Here is a 21,232-nt window from a genome sequence, read left to right on the forward strand (position 1 = left end):
GATGGTCCTTGTGCTCAGCAAAAGGACCAAACTAAAGGGACCAATGTAAAGAGACCATCTGCGGAACTCTTCCGCTACCGCGCAGATAGCTGAACGTCCCGCCATTGGCGGTGGTCCCAGAAGGCATCGCACAGATGGCATTATCCACAAGGCGTTTTCTCGCCTGAAAACGCCACGTGGGCACTGCAGATGGCGTTTTCAGCCCCAAAGATGCCTTTTACACGATGCCTTTTGTGGAATACCATTAAGTGATGAGCCGTATGACAGCGTGCGCGGTGGCGTGGAGCGGCGTGCGGCGGCGGGGGCGCTTAGTCACGGAAGGTGTCGTCGCGGCGCTTGCGGGCTTGAGACTCATCGCGCGTCATGCCGAGCAGCGGGTACCCCGCAAGACCTAGTACTAGGCCTACCGGCAACAACCACAGCATGCCGGAAGCCAGCCACAGCACCACGCCGAGGATGGCACCGGCGATAAGACAGGGAACGAGTTTCTCCTTCATGGAGTTTCAGCCTAGCTGGTGCGCTTTTCAGCGCTTGGCTTGCGGCCTCGCAGGCGCGAGAAGAAGGCGATTGCGATGAGCCCCACTACCGCGGCAATGCTCGCTGGCCATGCAACGGGAGCACTGACCTGCATCGTTGTCGGCGGCGCCGGGGAAGTATCAGCGTTGAGAACGCCGTCGGTATCGCGGCCGCTGGTGATGGCCTCAATCCAGTCGCGGACTTCGACCACCGAGGTGATAGCGGCAGTAGGGGACGGAAGATCAGGGTCCGCATTCGACGTGCCAGCCGTGGCCACGCCGACAAGCCGACCATCGACGAAGAACGGTCCGCCCGAATCACCGCCCTGCATCCCCTCACCGTTGAGGGACTTCACGTCCATGATGGCAGCGGCAATCATCGGGGTGGATCCGCCAAGTTCACCAGCGGGAACGCTCTCCGAGCCGAGCGCACCCGCCGGGATGCTTTCCGCGCCGTCTGGCCCAACGGCGATCTCTGGCATCTCACCGCCTTCCATCACCTGAGGAGCTTCGGCTTCCTCATGAGGTGGGGTACCACCCGACAGGAGTTCGCCTACTTCCATCTCGGCCATCGGCAGCTGGCCTTTACGGGCCATGCGGGAGCTACTACTCCAACCGTAGAAGTGGCCTTTCTCGCCGGCAGTGGGCACCGCGTCCGCCAGCTTGGCAGGCTTGATGCCCTCGACGGGTTCGGTGAGGTGGAGGAGGCCGGCGTCGATAGTCGGCGATACGGCCCACGAGTCAGCGTCATAAATGCGGTCCCCGAAGCGGGCCTGCGTGCCCTCGTTATTGACAGACTCCAAGCAGTGGCGGGCGGTCAGCACCCACTGCTCGGCAACCAATGTACCGGTGCAATCGCCGAAGTTTCCGATCTTGCCCATGCGCAGCGCAGCTACGGCAGCGCTTTCCTCCGACTGAGGTGCGGGTTGGGCGAATTCCAAGGCCATGGCCGGCGCAGCGCCGAGCCCCACGACCACAGCACTGGCCAGAACAGCAGTTATCTTTCGTGCCGTCATTACGCGGCCACCTCCTTGATTGCCCAAGCCACGGCTCTTTCGGCCGGACCTTTTCCGAAGAACTTTTTCCACAGTGCGCTGAGAACCAGGAAAGCGAGCACAAAGCCCACGGCTGCCATGGTGTTGTGCAGCGAGACGTTCGCCTGCCAATAACGAGCGGTGAGAATGTGCAGGATATAGATGGTCAACGACATCGAACCTAATGCCGCGAAAGGGAAAACCAAGCGTGGCAGCTGCCGGCCGATGATCAGGCACAGGTGCAGCACCACCGCAGTAACAGCCACGGAAAGAAGGATTTCACCAAGCACACCCGTATGCCCCGTAAAGCGCAGCCAGCCTGGAATGTCCGGGTTGAAGCGCTGCCACAGGCCGATGCCGGTGACAACGGCAGCCACCGCGGTCGTAATGGTGTGGGTGCGGGTGGAGCGGGTGAGGTAGACGTCGTAAAGCAGCATGCCCGCTACCATGTACGCCACGAACGCCACGAGGGGGTAGACCTGCGGGAGCGTGTACGGCGCGTAGAGAACCGTCGCCCCCGCGGTGGCCAGCGCGAAAAGCAGCACCTTCCAGCCTGTGGCCAGCGGCGGCACCCAGGCGGTCAGCGCCATGGCCGCGCCCATCACCACGAGCACCACCTGAATCTCACCGCCAACGGGAAGCAAGGCCACGCCGATGAGCATGACTATCAGTCCGCGGGCAACCAGCTTGAGGAAGACCCGCAGCGAGTAGTCACGGGCAAGAATCATCATCGTAGTACCGGCGATGATGACGAAGCCGGCTGCCGGCAGCCCTGAGAGCACCACTTTGACACCCCACACCAGGTTGGCCATGTGCAGGATGATCATCCCGATGATGGCCAAGGAACGTGCAATATCGAGGCCCACTATTCGGGCACGCGCTGACACCTTTTCATCTCCTTGCAGTTGAAAACGTCTAAAGACCGACCAGTGTCTCTGGCCGGTCTTCTTATTTGTGCTCGTTTTCGACTGCGCGTTTCACTCAGCGTTGCGTGATGCGTGTCTCAGCGAGTGAGCGCGATGGCATGGTCCCCGTTCACAAGGTAAATGCGCTGCGGCGTTGTGCTTTATTACCGATCGCAGTAGCCATATCTCTGCTTTAGCCACGCCACTTAACCAACAACAGCCACGTTCCTTTATCGGTTGGTACGCATACTCCAATGCCGCTGAATTTAGCTTCGCAATACGCTAGTTTGGACATACGCTCTACATATGAACCAAGTACCCGAGAAGTATGCTTCCACATACGCTCTGGAATTCCCGTAGGCACCAGTGTTTCCTCGGGGTCATCTAAGGTAACGGCTTGGGCTACCGATGGTCCCCCTACTGCAATGGTTCCCACTGGCACCTCGACAGTAGCTGCCTGTGCAACGGGCGAAGCACCTGCTACAGTTGCCATCGACAGGGCAGCCGCTCCGATACATTTTGCGTATACCTTCAAAGTCCCCCCAGGACCAAAATAAAAATGAATTCTACCAGCAATGATGCTGTACTTCAGCTGTTAAAGCAGGCCGCGTCTGACATAGATTCTTCCCATTTCCCAATCACCGCCACCTTCATACAGCGCTTAGAAGCTCTGTCTGAGCAGTCCCCCAACGGGGACGGGACGATCAACTCCGATCGATTGGCCCTATCGCTGATAACAATGATTGGTGCGCTTGAAGAGCGGAGCAATCATTTAGAGGAAAAGCTGCAGGCAGTCGTTTCGAAAGGATAGTCAATCGATCGCCTCTGTTTGAGACATAGCTGGCCCGTGCTGGCAGGTCACACCGCGCTATTTTTGGCACTGCTCAACCGGTGATTGACGTCTAAAGCCTGACCAACGGTGCCGCCTAGTCTTATTTGTGTTCGTTTTCAGCCCTGCGTTTCACTCAGCGTTGCGTGATGCGCGCCTCAGCGAGTGAGCGCGATGGCTTGGTCCCCGTTCACAAGGTAGATGCGCTGCGGCGTTGCGGAGGCATCACGGTCCACCTTCACCGTCGCAGGTTTGTACAGGAATGTCAGGAAAGGAAAGTCGACTTTGTCTCCCGAGCAGGCCTTTTCCGTCACGCCACCAAGCTCCACCTCGCTACCAACCAAGGTGAATTCGCCGCTATTACACGGCAGCGAAATCGTCTGATTCTGGAAATTCAGGGAGAAATATTCCGGCTTAACCTCAGACTTCCATCTGAGGGCCGTAATGTGCTCCATCTGCTCGTCGCTTGCCTCGACCAAACCTGCAGGCGCGTGGGCAATCATGCCGTGCTGGGCGACGCTCACCCCCCACGCCTCCAAGCTCCCCGAGAGTTCCGAGGAGCCTGCCCCCGCAAACAGCGAGGAAATAAAGAGAAGGATGGCGGAGAGGATCGCTTTAATCATGAGCATCAGTATAGCCACCCAGGACCTGCGGCCGCCTCCTCTCTGCGTTTACTTGCCCAGGTCCTCCAGAAGGCGCTTTGCCAGCTCAGCCGAGGACTGCGGGTTCTGACCAGTGTAGAGATTGCCGTCCACAACGACGTGAGAGCTCCAGTCCTCTGCTGCCTTGTCATACGTGACGCCGGCGTTCACGAGCTCGCTCTCCAGAAGCCACTTCGCGTTCTCCGCGAGCCCAGCCGACTCCTCCTCGGTGTTGGAGAAAGCCGTGACGTTCTTGCCGGCGAAGGCGTTGGTGCCGTCCTCCTTCTTCGCTGCCAGAAGTGCGGCAGGCGCGTGGCACAGCAGGGCCAAGGGCTTGCCGGCGGCGAGGCGCTGCTTCAACAGTGCGCCAGAGACAGCATCGACAGCCAAGTCCTCCATGGGACCATGGCCACCCGGGTAAAAGACGAGGTCGTAGTCGGCCTCGTTAACGTCAGCGAGCGCCTTCGGGCTATCGAGTTCCTCCTTGATGGACTCAAGATAAGCGCGAATCTCCTCAAGCTCTTTCGGATCACCGGCGCCCTCGCCGAGGCTTCCCTCATCCAACGTTGGTGCTACTGCGTTGGGGGTTGCGATGGTGATGTCCCAGCCGGCGTCACTAAACAGGCGGTGCGGAACGGCAAGCTCCTCAGCCCAGTAGCCAGTGGGATGAGCAGTTCCGTCCTTGAGGGTCCAGCCATCTGCTGCACTAACGACGAACAATACGCTAGTCATGTTTCACGTCTCCTTTAATCGAGGTTTCAGTTAGGCGCCCCACTATGTCAGAAAACCCGATTGTGTGCAGTCATCCCCCCGCACGCCGACCAGACACACATTTTGACCCTTAACCCGGACCCTGCACTCGGGATACAACGACGAAGCCCCTAGCTGTTTGTGCAGCTAGGGGCTAAAAAATTTGGTGCGCCCGGAGGGATTCGAACCCCCAACCTTCTGATCCGTAGTCAGATGCTCTATCCGTTGAGCTACGGGCGCAGTCCGTTGGTAAGCAGTGCATGCGCTCTGCTGTGCAACGAGGAATAACTATACCCACACGCCGGAAAACTAACAAATCCCAACGTCATTCGCGGTTTTCTCCCATTCTCAACCGCACTGGAATTCACCCTCCGTTCACTTTGCGGGAGGCTAGATGAGGGATGCGGCTTCGGTGCCAGCCAGCACTGAGCCGCTGAAGGCCGGCAGGTGGTTGAGAAGTATGGGTTTCGGCTGCCCAGGAAGCCGGACAGCACAAGACCAGGTGTAGCTATTCCCTAATGGTCACGTTCTTCATCAGGGAATAGCTGTGAGCACTTTAAACCGCCAGGCCGAAGATGGGCACAGCCAACAGATAAACGGTCAGGGTGATGAGGAAGATGCCCAGGATGTTGAGGCCCAGACCGCCCTTGATCATCTCACCAATCTTGACGTAGCCAGAACCGTACGCGATGGCATTCGGCGGAGTAGCAACCGGGAGCATGAACGCACAGGTTGCAGCCAGCGCCACCGGGATGGTGAGGAGCAGGACGTTGATGTCACCTTCCGCGGTCAGGCCAACGCCCACGGCCACACCGCCCATGATCGGGATGAAGGTCGCGGCGGTCGCAGTGTTGGAGGTGATCTCCGTCAGGAAGAGGACCAGCGCAGCCACCGCGGCAACGATGAGAACCGTTGGCAGGACACTGAGCCCCTTGGCCATTTCACCAATCCACAGGGAGAGGCCCGACTTGTTGAACATGGCCGACAGCGACAGGCCACCACCGAAGAGGAGGAGAACGTCCCACGGCATCTCGTTGGCGGTCTCCCAGTCCAAGAGGCGAATGCGGCGCTGGTTGTCCGCCGGCAGGAGGAACAGCAAGATACCAGCCGCGATGCCGACGATGGCGTCGTCGTAGTTTTCGAATTCCTTCAGCACGAGCGGCAGGGTCACCCACGCCGCCGCGGCGAACAAGAAGATAATGCCCGTCATGATCTGGGGACGGGTCCACGGGCCGAGGGCCTTAATTTCATCGTCGATAAGCTCGCGGCCGCCCGGAATTTCCTTCATTTCCGGCTTGAAGACGGTGATGAGCAGCAGCCAGGCAATGATAAGGAAGATCGCGGCCAGGGGGACACCAACCGCCATCCAGCGGCCGAAGCCCAGGGTCACATCCCAGGTGTCTGCCATGTAGGCGTTCAGGAAGGCGTTCGGCGGGGTGCCGATGAGCGTACCCAGCGAACCAATAGACGCGGAGTATGCGATGCCCAGCATGAGGGCCGTGGCGAACTTCTTCTGCTTATCCCAGCCGCCGACGGTCTCCGCAGTCAGCGCCAGCACCGAGGTACCAATCGGCAGCATGACCACAGCGGTTGCGGTGTTAGAGACCCACATGGACAAGAAGCCAGTAGCGAGCATGAAGCCCAAAATCAGGCGCTTCGGCGAGGTACCGATCAACTTCACCACATACAGCGCGAGGCGGCGGTGAAGGTTCCAGCGCTGCAGAGACAGTGCGATCAGGAAGCCACCCATGAACAGGAAGATGGTGGCGGATGCATAAGGCGCACCGACTTCCTTGATTGCACCGACACCTGCCAGCGGGAAGATGACCAGCGGCAAGAGCGCGGTAGCGGCCAGCGGGATGGCCTCCGTCATCCACCACACACCCATAAGGATGGTCACCGCGGCGACAGCACGAAGAGCGCTCTGAGAGTACTCGACATCATCTTTGGCGCCAGGAGATTCCAGTACTGTTTCTACAGCGTTGCTGGGGAAGATGAACCACACGAGGGCAGCCAAGACGAGTCCGACAATCAGACCAATGGTCATGCGGCGCCAATCGCCGCGGTCGATGCCGCGATCGTCCTCACCTTCTGCGTGCGCAGTGGAGACGTGTGTGTGCGGGGTAGTCATCTGCCCCTCCTTTACTTCCAGTTAGCCAGCTCCCCATAGGGGCATGAAAGTTATGCATGTCACCGTATGAGCTTTCATGCTCAGATTATCGAATCCCACAGACACCGAACAAGCAGTTTCGTTCTATTACCCCCGCTAGACGGGGAAAATTACCCCTACGCCCGGCATTCCTTGTAGCGACGATGCAGCGATGACGTCGCCATCCCCCTCCCCCACAGATCCCCAGAGCTGCACCCCGAAACTCCCTGGTGGGTAGTGGGACGTCGGCAAGCGCTTGGCGACGCCCACCTGCGAGTATGGGGTCCCAGGTCTGGGGATATGGCAGGCGGACAGCCTTCGCCGAGCGCCCGCGCGGATCATCAGCTAGAAATAAACCATGAACAACAGGGGGATTTTTCACTTTATTGACGCGCATATGGTCGATCTGCGAGCACTCAGCAATGATGACCCGCGCTGGGGCAAGATTCATGCGCGAAAGTTCCACAAGCTCGCGTGGTGCTACGCCATTCCGCTCCACCAGTGGCTGCAGCTCAAGCCCTGGGAGCGAGACATCGCAGAAGTTTATACCCATGCGCGAGCATCCCCGCGAGCAATCCTCCTGGGAAAAGCCGCAGCTCGCATCCATGGAATTCCCGTGATCTCCACGCCTGCGGAGTATCACGCTACGGTGCCCTCGAATTCCGTGCCCCAAAGGTCCAAGCGCCAGTACTTCCGTTACAAGCAAACCAAGCTTCATGACCAGGTCATGGAGCTCCACGGGGTGCGGCTCACCACCCCGGCGCGCACCGCCATCGACATCGCGCGCTTTGATGGCTTCCTCGAAGGGCTGGTCGCAGTTGACCACGTGCGGGCGCAGCGCATATCCCAGGACTCGCTGAACTGGACATTAGGAAAGATGGGCCGTGTGAAAGGCGTCCGGCATGCTCGCCGCGCCGTGACCCACAGCGTCAACAATTCTGAGTCACCGTGGGAATCTTATGCACGCGCCCTGATTCTGGACGCCGACCTTCCCGTCATCCGCAGCCTTCGAACCCAATATGAAGTGGACAACTACCGCGCGGACCTGGCCATTAATGGCTGGCTCCTCATTGAAATCGACGGCAATGTGAAATACGCGCAGGAGCTCGAGGATGTCATCCGCGCCGAACACCGACGCCAGAAAGCACTGCTTAACCGAGGCTTCGTAATCCTGCGCTTCTCCCCGCAGGAACTGCGGGAGGCCCCAGATGAGTTCGTCAACACGTTGGCGCGCCATCTCGCTGCAGGTCCACGACGGTTGCCATGAATCCCAGATCCCCAGACCTGCACCCCGAAACTCCCTGGTGGATGGTGGCACGTCGGCAAGCGCTTGGCGACGCCCACCTGCGAGTATGGGGTTCCTGGTCTGGGGAAATGCACGCAAGGCAGCAAGAACTACCAGACCGCCACGAAAGCAACTGCCCCGAGCACCATCGTGGCCACGGTGACGGCAGCGAGTGCGACGGCGCTGGGAAGTACGTGCTCAGAAGCACTCGACAGGACATCATCGACGCGGCGAAGCTTGGCAGTGGCCAGCCATAGAACCGCGGCGGTGACGATTCCAACAATGACCGCCGCCCACGGCGCGACCGAGCGCACCACGAGCAAACCAGCAACCAGGCCGGCGAGCCCGGTGCGCTGCCAGGCTAGCCGGGTGCGCTCGGGCTGCATGCCAGGATCATAGAGCTCGCTCACGCTAGCAGCTCGCCCACCAAAATCATGATGCCGATGATAGTCACCACGCCCACGACCAGCGCTAATGAAGGGCTTGCCGGAAGCGGACGGGAATGGCGCATGGCGCGCTCGGAGGCACCCCAGTGCAGCCATGCCACGGCGGGCAAGACAATGGCCACCAGCAACATGATGACGGAAATAACCCGCGTCAGCGTCATATTCAGCGGCAAGTCGAAAGTTTCGAGGGCAACACCGCCCGCGATGAACGCGAGGGAGGTGCGGATCCACGCCAGGAACGTGCGCTCGTTGGCCATGCTGAAGCGCGGATCGGGCTCCTCACCGGAGCCGTACACCGAACGGGGGAAGCGGTCCTTCGTCATACGCGCCACTGTAGCCGAGTACTTCTCAGGGTTAGGACTGCGAGAAGGCTTCCAGGTCCGTGGGGCTGCCCGCGACGACGATGAGGTCGTGGTGGGTGAGCGCGGTGGCGTCGGCAAGCGGGCGCCACTCCCCCAGCCCCTCCCGGCGCGAGATGAGCTGCACGTGGTGCTGCTCCCACACCTGATTCAGGTTGAGGGGGCGGCTGCTTATCGACGCCGGCGGGGCCATCACCGTCACGCCATAGTCAGCGGCGATCTCCGCGAAGTCCTCGAAGCGCCCGCCCAGAAGGTGCGCCACGCGGCGGCCGGTCTCCCGCTCCGGGCGGATAACGTGGTGGACTCCCAGCTGCCGTAGGATTCGCGCGTGCGCGTCGGAATCCGCCTTGGCCCAGATGTCCTTAATACCTAGCTCCACCAGGTTAGAGGCGGTAAGGATGGAATCCTCGAGGTCCGAGCCGATGGCCACGACGACGCGTTCCACCTCGTCGACGCCCAGCTGGCGCAGGGCCTCCGCATCGGTGGTATCGGCGCTGACCGCTTCGGTGAGGTAGGCCGCGTGCTCGCGCACGAGCTTCTCTTCCGCGTCGATGCCCAGGACTTCCACGCCGTGCTCCATGAGCTCGCGGGCCAGAGAGGAGCCGAAGCGGCCGAGGCCGACGACGACCACCGGCGGGATATTGATGGAGCTCTTCTCGCGCCGCAGGGCGCCAAATAGGTTAGCCAATGAACGGCCTTTCTTCGGGGTAGCGGAAGCGCAGGCTCACCGTGCGCGCGGCCAAAGCCGCCACGAAGGTGGTAGGGCCGACGCGGCCGACGTACATGATGAGGCACAGCATAATCTGCGAGGGTGCCGACAGGCTGGCGGTAATACCGGTGGACAGGCCCACCGTGGCGAAGGCGGACATGACCTCGAAGGTGACCTGGTCCGCGGTGAATTCCGGATCCCACACGCGCAGCGTGGCCACGCCCAGGGCAACGAGGATGATTCCCGCCGCGGTCAGCGCCAGGGCCTGGCGGAACGTGGACAGCGGCACGCGCCGGTGGCCAATCGCCGTATCCTCCCGCCCCAGGAACTCCGAGGCCATCGCCGCCGCCAGGACGCAGGCGGTGGTGACCTTGATGCCGCCGGCGGTACCGGCGGAGCCGCCACCAACGAACATGAGCATGTCCGTAACCATGAGCGTGATGGGATGCGCCTGCCCATAGTCAATGGCGTTAAAGCCCGCCGTGCGGGGCGAGGCGCTCATGAAGAACGCGTTGAGCAGGCGTTGCCCCACCGACATGCCACTCAACACCCCGGCGCGCTCCGACAGGAAGAAGAACGCCATGCCGCCGAGGAGCAGGGCCGCGGTGGCCGCAAACGTCATCCGGGCCGTGACGGACATGTGGTAGACGCGCGGCAGGCCGCCGCGCCAGCGCGCGATGCGGCCGCGCACCCGGCGGGCCAGCTCCGCCAGCATGGGGTAGCCCAAGCCGCCGGTGATGAGCGCGGCGGCCAGCGGCAGGAGGATCCAGGCATCCCCGACGAAGGGCACGAGGTTATCGGAGTAGGTACTAAACCCCGCGTTGTTGAAGGCGGAGATGGCGTGGAAGACGCCCTCCCACACCGCTTGACCGGCGGGAACGCCGTGGGCGGTGGCCAGGCGGACGGCGATGATGCAGGGCACCACTGCCTCGCAGATGAGCGTCACGGCGAAGGTAAACAGCAGCGTGCGCCGGATGCCGCCGGAGACAATGGGGCGCCCCTCGGCCGCGGTGGTGCGGCGCGCCTTGAAGCTGATGCGGCCACTCAGCAGCATGCCGGACAGCGACGCCAAGCTCATGATGCCCAAGCCGCCCAACTGGATGAGGACGATGATGACCGTCTGCCCGAAGGGCGTCCAGTAGGAGCCGGTGTCCTCTACGATGAGGCCGGTGAGTGAGACTGCCGACGTCGCCGTGAACAGCGCCGGCAGGAACGGCGTCCACTGCGGCACGTGGGCGGAGATCGGAAGCATGAGCAGGCCGGTGCCCACGAGGATGAGCAGCAGGAAGCCCGCCGCTGTGAGCTGTGCCGGGCCTTGCAGGCGGGGCCGCGAGGAATGACCGCGTTTCACAGGAGGAATCCTAGACCCGCGCAGGCAGGCGGTACAAGGGGTGCGTGCCACACCCAACACCCCCGTAACCTGTGAATATTTATTGTCGCTAATGTAAGGCACGTCACCACGAGGTAGTTTCTTGCTATGACTAATGGAGACACTACTGCCCCCACCCCCAAGGTGGAATGGCGCACGGTAAAGGCAATTCTGGCGGCGTCGAGCGGCAACCTCGTCGAATGGTTTGACTTCTATATTTACGCCTTCTTCAGCGTGTATTTTGCCGATCAGTTCTTTAGCGGCACAGGTGAAACCGGCGCGCTCATGAAGTCCGCCGGCGTGTTCTTTGTGGGCTTCCTCATGCGGCCTATCGGCGGCTACATCTTCGGGCGTATCGCGGACCGCTACGGCCGCAAGCAGTCGATGCTTATCGCCATCATCATGATGTGCGCGGGCTCCCTGCTCTTCGCGGCGTTGCCCACCGCCGCGATGGTGGGTGCGTGGGCGCCGGTGCTCATGCTCATCGTGCGCTGCATCCAGGGCCTGTCCGTCGGCGGCGAGTACGGTGCCACCGCCACCTATATGTCTGAAATCGCCTCTTCTGGGCGCCGCGGTTTCTACTCTTCATTCCAGTACGTCACCCTCATCGGTGGCCAGCTGCTGGCCAGCCTCTTCGCGGTGATCATGACCTCCACTTTGGGTGAGGAAGCCATCACCAACGGCTGGTGGCGCCTACCCTTCGTCATCGGCGCGCTGGCTGCCGTGGTGAGTATGTGGCTGCGCAACGGGCTGGAAGAGACGACGTCGACAAGCGAGCGCAGCGAGGAAGGCGCCGGCACCCTGCGCCAGCTCATGGCGCACCCCCGCTCCTTCTGGGTAGTCCTAGGAATTACCGCCATCGGTTCCCTGACGTTCTACACGTACACCACCTACATGCAGAAGTTCCTCATTAACACCGGCGGTTTTGCCAAGGGTGACGTCGCCCGCACGATGACGGTGTGCCTCTTCGTTTTCATGCTGCTCCAGCCGCTCACCGGCCTGCTCTCGGACAAGATTGGCCGTAAGAACACCATCCTCATCTTCGGCATCGCCTCCACACTGGGTACCATCCCCGCCTTCATGCTGCTCAACCAACAAACCACCTTGCTAGGAGCAGGTGCCGTCATCATTCTGATCTTCGTCTTCGAAAGCGGCTACACCTCTATTTCCGGCATCCTCAAGGCCGAGATGTTCCCCACCTACATCCGCGGCCTTGGCGTCGGCTTCACTTATGCCGTGGGCAACTCTCTCTTCGGCGGCTCGGCTGAGTACGTGGCCCTGGGTCTCAAGAACGCCGGGCACCCGGATGCCTTCCCCGTCTACGTCACCATCATGGCGGCGCTCGGCGTGGTGGCCATGTTCTTCCTGCACGACAGTCGTACGCACTCCACCATCGACAACCCGGAGGGCTCCGCCTACGCAAAGAGACCCGCGCGTTAGCGGGCCTCTCAGTACGTCGTAGCGCTCCAGATCTGCAGTACCGGAATGCTGAAGTGCGGAAAGCTGCTACATCAGCTTGGTCTTCTCCAGCGTTTCCACCCAGCCGTTGGTGAACTTCTCCAGCGGCTTGTGCAGCAGCACGCCCAGCGCCAGCATGGGCAGGACGAACAGGAGCAGGCAGAACAGCGACAGCCAGAAGTCACCGTGGTACGTGCCGGCGATGGCCGCGCGGAAGGCCCGGATGGTGTAGGTGACCGGCAGCCACGGGCTGATGTTCTGGAACCACTGCGGCAGCACCTGCAGCGGGTACGCGCCGCCTGCCGACGACACCTGGATCACCAACATGAGCACCGCCAAGGCCTTGCCGGCGTTCGCAAACGAGACCACAAACGTATAGGCAATGAGCATGAACACCACCGAGCTGAGCCAGCCGGCCAGCAGCATGAGGAACGGGTGGGCAGGCTCGATCCGCACGAAGAAGATCAGGCCCAGGATGAGCATGGTGGACTGCACCAGTCCCACCGCGGCGAAGATGCCGAAGCGGCCAAAGTAACGCTGGATCGGTCCGTACTTGTCCTTGTTGACCACGTCGGTGCGCACGCTCACCGCGGTGAGCAGCGCGCCCACCCACAGGGCCAGCGCGGTGTACATCGGCGTCATGCCCGCACCGAAGCTGGTGACGGGGAACACGGCCTCGCGGTCGATATCCACCGGGGCCGCGATGGCGCTGGCCAGGGCGTCCGGGTCGGAGCCGATGAGATCCGCCAGCTTTTTCAGGTCACCGGATTCCACTGCGGAATCGATGTCCTTCTTCAGGTCACCGAACTCGTTGGCCTTGTTCTGCAGGCTCGCCGCCAGGTTCTGCACGGCGGTCTGGGCATCGGTCAAGGAAGAGGAGTCAATGGTTACCGGCGCATTGATGGTGTCCAGGTCCTGGCCCACCCGGCCCAGGGAATCCTGCAGCGCAGAAATGGATTCCCGCAGGCCGGAGGTGGAGATGCCGTCGATGGACTCCTTTGCCGCGTCGATGCCGGAGAGATCCGGCTTCGTGGGCTCCGGGGCGTTGGCCGCGGCCTCGAGGCGGGAGTGCAGGGCGCGCTCGTTGGCGATGGCGTCCTCGATGCGGCTGAGCGCCTTCTCCTTGTCCGCCGCGGGGATCGGCAGGGCCTCCACGTGGCCGTGCAGGTTCTGGTACTGGGCGATCGTGCCGTCCACCTGGTCCGCCAACGTGTTGAGGGTGGCAACGCGGTCGGCGCGGGAGGCCGAGGCGTCGTCGAAAAGCGCGTCAATGCGTTGGCGCACCACGTCGTAGCTGGCCTTCGTCGCGTCTAGGGACTGCTGCAGCGCATCCGTGGACACGTTGAGGGACGTGGACTGGACCTCCGGGAGCTCCAGGTTGGCGGCGCCAACGATGTTCTCCGCGCTCTCCATGAGCGGGACCGTGGTCTCCACCAGGCCCGCCAGGGAGCGGGCGGTTCGCGCGCCCATGTCCAGCTGGGACTGCACGCCGTCCGCGCGGGCCTGGATGCGGTCCAGGACCGCCTTGGTATCGCCCTGGCTCATGAAATCAGACAGGCCGGCCACGAGGTCGAAGGACACATGGCCCACGGTGCGGGTAAAGGTTTCCGCCACCTGGGCGGACACGCCTTCTGCGCCCTGGTCGGTGATCTTCGGTGCCAGCGCGTTCTTCTTCTCGTTGGTGTACAGCGACAGCCCCGCCGGCTCCGAGCCGTCAGTGTAGAAGGTCATCATGTCATCGCTGAAGTTTTCCGGCAGCACGATGGCGGCGTAGTACTCGCCGGACTTGGTGCCCTCGACGGCCTCGTCGGGGGTGGTGACTACCCAGTCCAGCTGGTCGTTGGCGCGCAGCTGATTGAGCACCTGGTCGCCCACGTTGATGGGCATGGGCAGCAGGTCGCTCTCGTAGCCGGTGTCCTCGCTGGCCACCGCCACCTTGAGCTGGCTGGTGTTGTCGAAAGGATTCCAGCTGGCCAGCACGTTGAACCACGTGAACAGCATGGGGATGACCACCAGGCCGACGAGCATGACGATGCTCATCACGCTGCGGCGTGCCGTGCGGATGTCCTCGAGGAAAAGATCCAGTGTTCCGCGCATTACTTCTCTCCCTCCGTCTCGGCCGGTGCTACCGCAGCCAGATCGTTGTCCTCGTTGCGGGCCGGGTGCTTGATGTCATCCTCATCCAGCGTGAGCAGCTCCGCGGACTGCTTCAGGCTGATGCGCAGGTACTCGAGCGTGACGGCCGCGCCCACAATGAGCAGGCACCACGCGGTCCAGATGCCCAGGAGCAGCGGCTTCTGGGAAGGCAGGAGGCCGGAAACCAAGATGAGGATGATAACCCCCACCACGCCGGCGACGGCGACGAGCTTGAGCCAGTAGCTCCAATCGTGGTCGCGGTGGTCCAGGTCCTGCTTGAGGCCGCTGCGGCTGTCCAGCGCCTGGATGACGTCGGCGATGCGGTAGCCGTTGCCCATGACCTGCACGTTCTCGTAGTCGAAGAGCTCGGTGTCCTTGAGCTCCTTGTTGAACAGCGCGTTGAAGTGGGACAGGGCCTTGCGCAGCAGGAGGCCGCACACGAAGAACAGAAGGAACATGAAGGCCAGCACGCCCATGTACTTGAAGTAGTGGGCGCCGTAGAAGCCGCCGATGGTCTCACGCATGGCGTCGATGCCGTAGGTGAACGGCAGCAGCGGGTAGATGGCGTGGAAGAAGCCCGGCAGCAGCTCGATCGGGTACAGGCCGGATGCGCCCGGGATCTGGATGATGGCCAGCACCACGCACAGGCCGCGGCCGAGGTGGCCCAGGGAGGTCGATAGGGCGTAGATGATACTGAGGTACGCCAGCCCGATGAGCACGCCGGTGACGATGAACGCGGCCGCGTTGACGGTCTGGACACCGATGAGGATGTCGCCCGCCGTCACCACGACGGCCTGAATGACCACCATGGCGGCCATGAGCAGGAAGCGACCCAGGTAGGCCTGGTCCACGGTGACGCGGCGGAAGCCCTCCTTGTCCACCTCAACCTTGAAGATGACCATGAGCACGAAGGCGCCAATCCACAGCGAGAGGTTGGTAAACAGCGCCGCCATAGCGGAGCCGTAGGAGTCCACCGGGTAGACCGTGACCGACTCGACCTCGATGGGCTCGGCGAAGAACTGGCCGATTTCATCCGCATCGAGCCCGGTGACGTTCTGCAGCACCTTGTTGTTCATCGTGGCCTTGAGCGAGCGGACATCACCCTGGATGCTCCTCAGGCTGTCCTGCAGCGCGACCAGGTTGGTGTCGAAGTCCCCCAGCGTGTCCTTGGTGGCGAGCAGCTGTTGGGACACGCCGTCGAGGAGGCCGTCGGCCTCCCGCATGGTTCCCTTCTGTGCTTCCAGGGTGGCGCTGAGCGCGCTCGCGGTGGAGCTCAGGTTGCTCATCGCGCGGTTGATCTCCGGCACGGAGGAGGTCACGGTATCGCGCAGGGTCTGGGACGTGGCCTTGGTATCGGCCGCGGCCTGGTTAATTGCGTCGGAGCTGGACTTCACGGAATCCGCGGCGGCCTGGGTGTCCTTGCTCAGCGCGCCCAGGTTACCCAAGAGGCGACGGTTGGATTCGTTGCCCTCCTCGAGGCGCTGGACGGCGTCGTCAAGCTCCTTCGTGGCCTGCGGGGAGAGCGTGGCGGAGTTGAGCAGCGCCTTGAGCTCGGCGATGGACTGCGCGCTGGCGTCCACGGCACCGTTGGCCTGTTGGGTGGCGTAGTCGAAGCGCTGTCCCGCCTGGTCCAGGCCGGCGGTGAGATCCGCGATGGATTCCTGCGCCTGCGCGGTGCCGTCGGCGACAGCGGTGGCGCCGTTGACGAACGCCGAGGTGGACTGGTCAGTGAAGTCACCGATGCCGCCCTGGGCCTGGTTGACCAGGGAGCTGACCTCGTTGAGCGCGGCTTGGGCGTCGGTCAGCGCGGCCTCCACGTCCGCGACGGTACCCTTGGCCCCGCCCATGGACTGCGAGGCGGTGTCGAGCTTGGCCTGGATGTCCCCCAGCTTGCGGCGGCTATCGTCGATTTTCTGCGCGGTTTCACCGAAGGAGGTGCTGGTGTTGTTCATGGCGCGGGTGATCTTGGTTTCGAACTCCGTGCCGGAGTCCTTCACCTTCTCCGCGGCAACCGTGGCCACCTGCTCCTTGAACGCGGCGGTGATCTGCTTATCCAGACCCTTGGCGCCGGTGTCCGTGATCTTCACGGCGATGGCGTTGTTCTTCTCGTTGACGCGGTAGACCAGCTGCGGTTTGGTGAACGTGCCGTCGAGCATGCTCACGAGGTTCTCGCTGAAGTCCTCCGGGATAGTGACCGCGGCGTAGACGTCCCCCTCATGCAGGGCTTTGTCTGCCTCGTCGGCACCTAAGAACTGCCAGCCCAGCTGGTGGTTATCCTGCAGCTTGTCGACGACTTGTTTACCCACGTCGACGTGACCGGTGAGGTCGTTATTGGCGCCCTTGTCCTCGTTGACGACGGCAACCTTGATGTTCTCGGTATTCCCGTACGGATCACGGAAGGCCGCGATGTTGACCCAGGAGTACATCGCGGGGGTAATGACGAGTCCGATGAGGATGATCCACGCCCTGGGGACGCGGCCAAGCCTGGCTACATCTCTTAAAAATATTTTCCAACTTTGGCGCACTGAAGGGAGTGTACCCTTTACACCCCAATGTCTCTAGCCTGCCGAAATACATAAAGTAATTTAAATGATTAACAATTAAACTTTAATATAGTTTGCCGAATCAAACCCCTGGCTTGACTTGATACGGTTGGAACCTAGACTTCAAGTAGTTGAACTTTTGATACGAAGGTGCTCATGCGCAAGACCTTAATCAGCCTCACCGGCCCCGCCTTCGTTGCCGCGGTGGCCTACGTCGACCCCGGCAACGTGGCCGCCAACATCAGCGCCGGCTCCCGCTACGGCTACCTCCTGGTGTGGGTACTCGTCGTGGCCAACCTCATGGCCATGTTCATCCAGTACCACTCCGCCAAGCTGGGGCTGGTCACCCACCGCTCCCTGCCGGAAATCATGGGCGAGCGCCTCCCCCGCCGCGCGCGCCTGGGCATGTGGGCCCAGGCCGAGATCATCGCCGCAGCCACCGACCTCGCCGAAGTCATCGGCGGCGCCATCGCTCTGCAACTCCTCTTCGATCTCCCGCTGCTCGTAGGCGCGCTCATCATCGGCGCGGTGTCCATCGTTCTCCTCATCTTCCAGAAGAAGAACCAGTGGTTCGAGGGGCTCGTCATCGGCCTGCTCCTGGTTATCTGCATCGGCTTCCTTGCCGGGCTTGCCATCGCCCCGCCCGACCCTGCCGACGTGGCCGCGGGCCTCATCCCCCGCCTGGAGGGCAAGGACAGCATCCTGCTGGCCGCCTCCATGTTGGGTGCCACCGTCATGCCGCACGCCATCTACCTGCACTCCTCCCTGACCAAGCAGCGCTTCCCCGACCTGGAAATCCCCCACGTGCTGGCCGGCACCCGCGCAGACATCGCCGTGGCGCTGTCCATCGCCGGGCTCGTCAACGTGGGCCTGCTGGTCCTGGCGGGCTCGGCCCTCTACGGCGTGGACGGCACGGACACCATCTCCGGGGCACACGCGGCGATTGCCAGCCACCTCGGCCCGCTGGCCGGCGTTCTCTTCGCCATCGGCCTGCTGGCCAGTGGCCTCGCCTCGACGTCGGTGGGCGCCTACGCCGGCTCCGAAATCATGGACGGCCTGCTCCACATTAAGGTCCCCCTACTAGTCCGCCGCCTGGTCACGCTCATCCCAGCGCTAGTCATCATCGCCTGCGGCGCCGACCCTACTATGGCGCTCATCGTCAGCCAGGCGCTCCTTTCCCTGGGCATCCCCTTCGCCATCATCCCGCTTTTCCGCTACGCCGGCTCCCGGGACGTCATGGGTGAGTTCGCCGCGAAGCCTTGGTCGATGGCCGTGGGCTGGACGCTTGCCGCGCTGGTCATCGCGCTCAATCTCGCCCTCGTGGTCCTGCCGCTGCTCTAGACCGCCTACAATCGGCAGCCATGATTGAAGTCGCAGCCGTCGTCATCCGCAACGCCGCAGGCCAGGTCCTCACCGTGCGCAAGAAGTCCTCCACCAAGTACCAGCTGCCCGGCGGCAAGCCCGAGGAGGGCGAGGCGCTTGTCGACGCCGCCCTGCGCGAAGTCGCCGAAGAAGTAGGCCTCCACCTCGACGCCGAGAGCCTCAACGAACTCGGCACCTTCGACGCCCCCGCTGCCAACGAGCCGGGCGAGGTCGTCGTGGGCACCATCTTCACCTACGCCCACGCCGTCACCACCGACGCGCCCCACGCCGCCGCCGAAATCGGCGACACCGCCTGGGTCGACCCAGCAGCCCCCGACCGCGAGCTTGCGCATCTGTTGCGCGATCGCGTCTTCCCCGCGCTGGCTGGGTAGGTACGTTTTCGTAGATAGCGCCTCGAAGCCACCGGTCTCATCGCCTGTCCTACGCATCCGTAGCAGCGCACCTCCGCGCCCATTTTCTCGGCTCATCAACATAAAACAGAGGCAGGTCCGCTGAAATACCTACCCCTGTTCAGGCATTTACTTCTTCCCGCTGGGAAGAAACACAAGGAAAATGACCAAAGCTGCTAGAGCAATCGTGACCGCATACGGCCATTGAACATAAACGGAAAGAGACATCAGAATAACGCCAACAGTGGCCAAGATTTTTTCCACATAATTTATTCTCCCTAATTGGCAGATTCTCTTTGGCTGCCTAATAGACAGTTCAGCAACGATCATACGGCAAAGTTCCAATCACGCTACCCTTAGAACCCTCACTGCTTAGCGCAAAGATAATTTATTGAAAACCAACCCGCCGAGAAAGTGCATTAGCTGGAGCGAGAACTGTTGCTGCCGCAATCAGCACCGCCCGGGGCGCACTTTTCTTAGGGCGATACATGCCCTGAGCCCTTTTGCAAGAAGACGGCTGAAAACTCGGAGACCCCTAGAGTTACATGTAGTCGACAAATTTGGTAGCAAAAATGGAAACCGTAGACGAACGTATACACCTCCCCATAATTCATTGCGCGAGCCCGCAGGAAGGCGTATCGTGTTGCGGTTTCCCCTGCAAACATTTAGCCTTCCTAAAACTTCGGTCTATCTGCTACTTCAGTAATTGTCGGCACCATCTTCACCTGCACCCACACCGTCACCGACAACGAACCCCGCGCCGCCGCCGAAATCGGCGACATCGCCTGGATTGACCCGGCACACCCTGACCGCGAGCTTGCCCACCTGCTGCGCGACCGCGTCTTCCCCGCGCTGACCTAGCTGCAATCACCAACACTCTGACGCTATTGACCCTGAAACTGCCAAGCGCTACTCTTTGAACATGTTCACTGAACACGTTCATTCTTCACGTTCGGCCGCCAAAGCTGGCACAGACAGCAAGGTCCTAGCCACCGCCTACGAACTCTTCCTCACCCAGGGCTACGCCACCACCAGCATCCGGACTATCGCATCCGAAGCTGGTGTCAGCGTGGGAACCGTCATGGGAGTCGGCGACAAACAAACGCTGCTCATCCGCACTATTGGCCAACATATTTCAGAACTCCACGACGACATCCGCGGACAATCCGATAGCCTCCTCGACGTCCTGAGACCTTTCCTCCAGATGTTTACTGGCCACGAAGAGCTTTCTCGCGCCTTTGGCGCGGCACTCATCCAACAAGGCAACCAAGGCGAAGCACTCACTGCGCTCAAGACGCTCCTGACAGATGAAATCACCTTGCGCCTCGGCTCCGGATTCAGCAACGAAGATGCGACCGAGTACTCCAACCTGCTGTACAACGTCTACCTTGGCTTACTCATCGGCTGGGCCGCAGGCCTCTACGACACCGAACACCTCACATCTCAAGCCGCTTCATCGATCGAACGTCTCAACACCGCATTCGGAGTAACCCAATGATCCTAGAATCTTCCCCAGCCTGGCCCTCCCTACTACTAGCAGCCATTCTGCTTGGCGACGCCGCTCTCTCCCTCAAACCAGTCCCCTTTATCGAAGCCTGCCTCAGCGGCGTCAAACTCCCCAAAGACTGGTGGTGGGCACTCATTGTCATCAAATGCCTCGCAGTCACAGGACTCATAGCCGGTCTCTGGTACCCCGGCGTAGGTATCGCAGCCATGGTTGGAGTCATCGCATATTTCTGCGCAGCCGCAGCAGCCCATGTCCGCGCCCACTTCCTCGGCAGCGCATTCTGGATCAACTGCTTAGGCATGCTCGCACTCTCCATCGGAGTACTGATCCTGACGCTCGCACTGAATTAAGACACCAGTCAACCTTTCACGGCTTCCTGAAGACAGATGCATCATTACATCTCTTGATTGATGACTTGATGCTTTCTATCCTAAAGGTATGCGCACCACGATAAACCTCCCCCCGAAACTCCTTGAAGAAACGAAGGTCCAAGCCAAAGCCAACAATGTCACTTTGAGCTCATACGTCGAAGAGGCGGTCCGCGCTGCCCTCAAGAAGAAAACCCGCATCAGTACCGAAGACACCCCCGTTAACCTGCCCTCCTTCGATTGCGGCGGACCGGCTCTAGTCGATTTCAGCGACAAAGAAGCTGTGTGGGCGGTGCTCGATGATCATTCCTGATGTCAACATTCTCGTTTATGCCTTCCACTCCGCTGCACCGCAACATAAACCCGCTCAACAATGGCTAAAAAGTGCTCTGAATTGAAGCGTCCTGGGTTTAGTTCTTACCTCAGGTAAGGAAGGATTGAACTATGCCTAGAAAGT

At 61.4% G+C, this 21,232-nt stretch carries 20 protein-coding genes and 1 tRNA gene; 7 read left to right on the forward strand and 14 right to left on the reverse strand.

The window, feature by feature from the left end:
• Positions 1-308: 308 nt before the first annotated feature.
• The 7 genes from HMPREF3149_RS12150 to HMPREF3149_RS12185 all read right to left on the reverse strand — a co-directional run bounded on the left by HMPREF3149_RS12150 (position 309) and on the right by HMPREF3149_RS12185 (position 6,805).
• Positions 309-497 carry a hypothetical protein gene (locus HMPREF3149_RS12150; RefSeq protein ID WP_042528855.1) on the reverse strand — a complete coding sequence of 63 codons (189 nt, stop codon included), beginning with the start codon at positions 495-497 and terminating at the stop codon, positions 309-311.
• Positions 498-508: 11 nt separating this feature from the next.
• Positions 509-1,531: a trypsin-like serine protease gene (locus HMPREF3149_RS12155; protein ID WP_070538451.1), complete on the reverse strand. Its 1,023-nt coding sequence runs from the start codon at positions 1,529-1,531 to the stop codon at positions 509-511.
• Positions 1,531-2,436 carry a DUF418 domain-containing protein gene (locus HMPREF3149_RS12160; protein WP_070538453.1) on the reverse strand — a complete coding sequence of 302 codons (906 nt, stop codon included), beginning with the start codon at positions 2,434-2,436 and terminating at the stop codon, positions 1,531-1,533. The genes HMPREF3149_RS12155 and HMPREF3149_RS12160 overlap by 1 nt, the downstream gene beginning before the upstream one ends.
• 1,005 nt (positions 2,437-3,441) lie before the next feature.
• Positions 3,442-3,906: a hypothetical protein gene (locus HMPREF3149_RS12170; RefSeq protein ID WP_141741530.1), complete on the reverse strand. Its 465-nt coding sequence runs from the start codon at positions 3,904-3,906 to the stop codon at positions 3,442-3,444.
• Positions 3,907-3,954: 48 nt separating this feature from the next.
• Entirely contained in the window at positions 3,955-4,656 is a 702-nt protein-coding gene (locus HMPREF3149_RS12175) for a type 1 glutamine amidotransferase domain-containing protein (RefSeq protein ID WP_070538459.1), read from the reverse strand.
• 182 nt (positions 4,657-4,838) lie between these two features.
• Positions 4,839-4,914 (reverse strand) — tRNA-Arg (locus tag HMPREF3149_RS12180).
• Between the two features lie 316 nt (positions 4,915-5,230).
• The gene (locus HMPREF3149_RS12185) at positions 5,231-6,805 is read right to left on the reverse strand and encodes an SLC13 family permease (RefSeq protein ID WP_070538460.1); all 1,575 of its coding nucleotides are present in this window, start codon (positions 6,803-6,805) and stop codon (positions 5,231-5,233) included.
• Positions 6,806-7,220: 415 nt separating this feature from the next.
• Here HMPREF3149_RS12185 and HMPREF3149_RS12190 point away from each other — a divergent pair, with 415 nt between their 5' ends.
• A complete protein-coding gene (locus HMPREF3149_RS12190) occupies positions 7,221-8,090 on the forward strand; it encodes a DUF559 domain-containing protein (protein WP_246820014.1) in 870 nt (289 codons plus the stop codon).
• A gap of 128 nt (positions 8,091-8,218) precedes the next feature.
• Here the strand turns inward: HMPREF3149_RS12190 and HMPREF3149_RS12195 are convergent, their stop codons facing one another.
• From HMPREF3149_RS12195 to HMPREF3149_RS12210, 4 genes are read right to left on the reverse strand one after another with little or no spacing between them, the layout of a single operon-like run.
• Entirely contained in the window at positions 8,219-8,518 is a 300-nt protein-coding gene (locus tag HMPREF3149_RS12195) for a DUF202 domain-containing protein (protein WP_070538464.1), read from the reverse strand.
• Entirely contained in the window at positions 8,515-8,877 is a 363-nt protein-coding gene (locus HMPREF3149_RS12200) for a YidH family protein (protein ID WP_070538466.1), read from the reverse strand. Before HMPREF3149_RS12200 ends, HMPREF3149_RS12195 begins: the two co-directional genes overlap by 4 nt.
• Positions 8,878-8,908: 31 nt before the next feature.
• On the reverse strand, positions 8,909-9,601 hold the full coding sequence (locus HMPREF3149_RS12205; protein WP_070538469.1) for a potassium channel family protein: 693 nt from the start codon (positions 9,599-9,601) through the stop codon (positions 8,909-8,911).
• The gene (locus HMPREF3149_RS12210; protein WP_070538472.1) at positions 9,594-10,973 is read right to left on the reverse strand and encodes a TrkH family potassium uptake protein; all 1,380 of its coding nucleotides are present in this window, start codon (positions 10,971-10,973) and stop codon (positions 9,594-9,596) included. The genes HMPREF3149_RS12205 and HMPREF3149_RS12210 overlap by 8 nt, the downstream gene beginning before the upstream one ends.
• Positions 10,974-11,099: 126 nt before the next feature.
• On the opposite strand from HMPREF3149_RS12210, the gene HMPREF3149_RS12215 reads away from it, so the two are divergent.
• Positions 11,100-12,431, forward strand: a complete 1,332-nt coding sequence (locus HMPREF3149_RS12215; RefSeq protein ID WP_070538474.1) for an MFS transporter — start codon at positions 11,100-11,102, stop codon at positions 12,429-12,431.
• 66 nt (positions 12,432-12,497) lie between these two features.
• Here the strand turns inward: HMPREF3149_RS12215 and HMPREF3149_RS12220 are convergent, their stop codons facing one another.
• Both HMPREF3149_RS12220 and HMPREF3149_RS12225 read right to left on the reverse strand, forming a co-directional pair.
• Positions 12,498-14,546, reverse strand: coding sequence for a YhgE/Pip domain-containing protein (locus HMPREF3149_RS12220; protein ID WP_042528834.1), 2,049 nt, complete (start codon positions 14,544-14,546; stop codon positions 12,498-12,500).
• A complete protein-coding gene (locus HMPREF3149_RS12225) occupies positions 14,546-17,110 on the reverse strand; it encodes a YhgE/Pip domain-containing protein (protein WP_042528832.1) in 2,565 nt (854 codons plus the stop codon). The genes HMPREF3149_RS12220 and HMPREF3149_RS12225 overlap by 1 nt, the downstream gene beginning before the upstream one ends.
• 174 nt (positions 17,111-17,284) lie before the next feature.
• Between HMPREF3149_RS12225 and HMPREF3149_RS12230 the strand changes: the two genes are divergently transcribed.
• Positions 17,285-18,469, forward strand: coding sequence for an Nramp family divalent metal transporter (locus HMPREF3149_RS12230; RefSeq protein ID WP_070538476.1), 1,185 nt, complete (start codon positions 17,285-17,287; stop codon positions 18,467-18,469).
• A gap of 20 nt (positions 18,470-18,489) precedes the next feature.
• Positions 18,490-18,882, forward strand: a complete 393-nt coding sequence (locus HMPREF3149_RS12235) for an NUDIX hydrolase (RefSeq protein WP_070538478.1) — start codon at positions 18,490-18,492, stop codon at positions 18,880-18,882.
• A gap of 717 nt (positions 18,883-19,599) precedes the next feature.
• Here the strand turns inward: HMPREF3149_RS12235 and HMPREF3149_RS13795 are convergent.
• Positions 19,600-19,767: a hypothetical protein gene (locus tag HMPREF3149_RS13795; protein WP_210385456.1), complete on the reverse strand. Its 168-nt coding sequence runs from the start codon at positions 19,765-19,767 to the stop codon at positions 19,600-19,602.
• 55 nt (positions 19,768-19,822) lie between these two features.
• Here HMPREF3149_RS13795 and HMPREF3149_RS12245 point away from each other — a divergent pair, with 55 nt between their 5' ends.
• The 3 genes from HMPREF3149_RS12245 to HMPREF3149_RS12255 all read left to right on the forward strand — a co-directional run bounded on the left by HMPREF3149_RS12245 (position 19,823) and on the right by HMPREF3149_RS12255 (position 21,088).
• Positions 19,823-20,398 (forward strand): TetR/AcrR family transcriptional regulator, encoded by a 576-nt coding sequence (locus HMPREF3149_RS12245; protein ID WP_042528824.1) that lies wholly within the window; start codon positions 19,823-19,825, stop codon positions 20,396-20,398.
• A complete protein-coding gene (locus tag HMPREF3149_RS12250; protein ID WP_042528822.1) occupies positions 20,395-20,757 on the forward strand; it encodes a DoxX family protein in 363 nt (120 codons plus the stop codon). Before HMPREF3149_RS12245 ends, HMPREF3149_RS12250 begins: the two co-directional genes overlap by 4 nt.
• 88 nt (positions 20,758-20,845) lie before the next feature.
• A complete protein-coding gene (locus tag HMPREF3149_RS12255; RefSeq protein WP_042528820.1) occupies positions 20,846-21,088 on the forward strand; it encodes a YlcI/YnfO family protein in 243 nt (80 codons plus the stop codon).
• The last annotated feature ends 144 nt before the right edge of the window (positions 21,089-21,232 follow it).

Origin of the sequence: Corynebacterium sp. HMSC05E07 (assembly GCF_001807225.1) — a bacterium.
Lineage (GTDB): Bacteria > Actinomycetota > Actinomycetes > Mycobacteriales > Mycobacteriaceae > Corynebacterium > Corynebacterium singulare.

Excerpts from the sequence above, each read along its gene's own strand:
- HMPREF3149_RS12230 (WP_070538476.1), top strand. The coding sequence starts at position 17,285 with ATGCGCAAGACCTTAATCAGCCTCACCGGCCCCGCCTTCGTTGCCGCG.
- HMPREF3149_RS12245 (WP_042528824.1), top strand. The coding sequence starts at position 19,823 with ATGTTCACTGAACACGTTCATTCTTCACGTTCGGCCGCCAAAGCTGGC.
- HMPREF3149_RS12155 (WP_070538451.1), bottom strand. The coding sequence starts at position 1,531 with ATGACGGCACGAAAGATAACTGCTGTTCTGGCCAGTGCTGTGGTCGTG.
- HMPREF3149_RS12190 (WP_246820014.1), top strand. The coding sequence starts at position 7,221 with ATGGTCGATCTGCGAGCACTCAGCAATGATGACCCGCGCTGGGGCAAG.
- HMPREF3149_RS12235 (WP_070538478.1), top strand. The coding sequence starts at position 18,490 with ATGATTGAAGTCGCAGCCGTCGTCATCCGCAACGCCGCAGGCCAGGTC.
- HMPREF3149_RS12175 (WP_070538459.1), bottom strand. The coding sequence starts at position 4,656 with ATGACTAGCGTATTGTTCGTCGTTAGTGCAGCAGATGGCTGGACCCTC.
- HMPREF3149_RS12250 (WP_042528822.1), top strand. The coding sequence starts at position 20,395 with ATGATCCTAGAATCTTCCCCAGCCTGGCCCTCCCTACTACTAGCAGCC.
- HMPREF3149_RS12255 (WP_042528820.1), top strand. The coding sequence starts at position 20,846 with ATGCGCACCACGATAAACCTCCCCCCGAAACTCCTTGAAGAAACGAAG.
- HMPREF3149_RS12200 (WP_070538466.1), bottom strand. The coding sequence starts at position 8,877 with ATGACGAAGGACCGCTTCCCCCGTTCGGTGTACGGCTCCGGTGAGGAG.
- HMPREF3149_RS12220 (WP_042528834.1), bottom strand. The coding sequence starts at position 14,546 with ATGCGCGGAACACTGGATCTTTTCCTCGAGGACATCCGCACGGCACGC.
- HMPREF3149_RS12170 (WP_141741530.1), bottom strand. The coding sequence starts at position 3,906 with ATGATTAAAGCGATCCTCTCCGCCATCCTTCTCTTTATTTCCTCGCTG.
- HMPREF3149_RS12150 (WP_042528855.1), bottom strand. The coding sequence starts at position 497 with ATGAAGGAGAAACTCGTTCCCTGTCTTATCGCCGGTGCCATCCTCGGC.
- HMPREF3149_RS12215 (WP_070538474.1), top strand. The coding sequence starts at position 11,100 with ATGACTAATGGAGACACTACTGCCCCCACCCCCAAGGTGGAATGGCGC.
- HMPREF3149_RS12185 (WP_070538460.1), bottom strand. The coding sequence starts at position 6,805 with ATGACTACCCCGCACACACACGTCTCCACTGCGCACGCAGAAGGTGAG.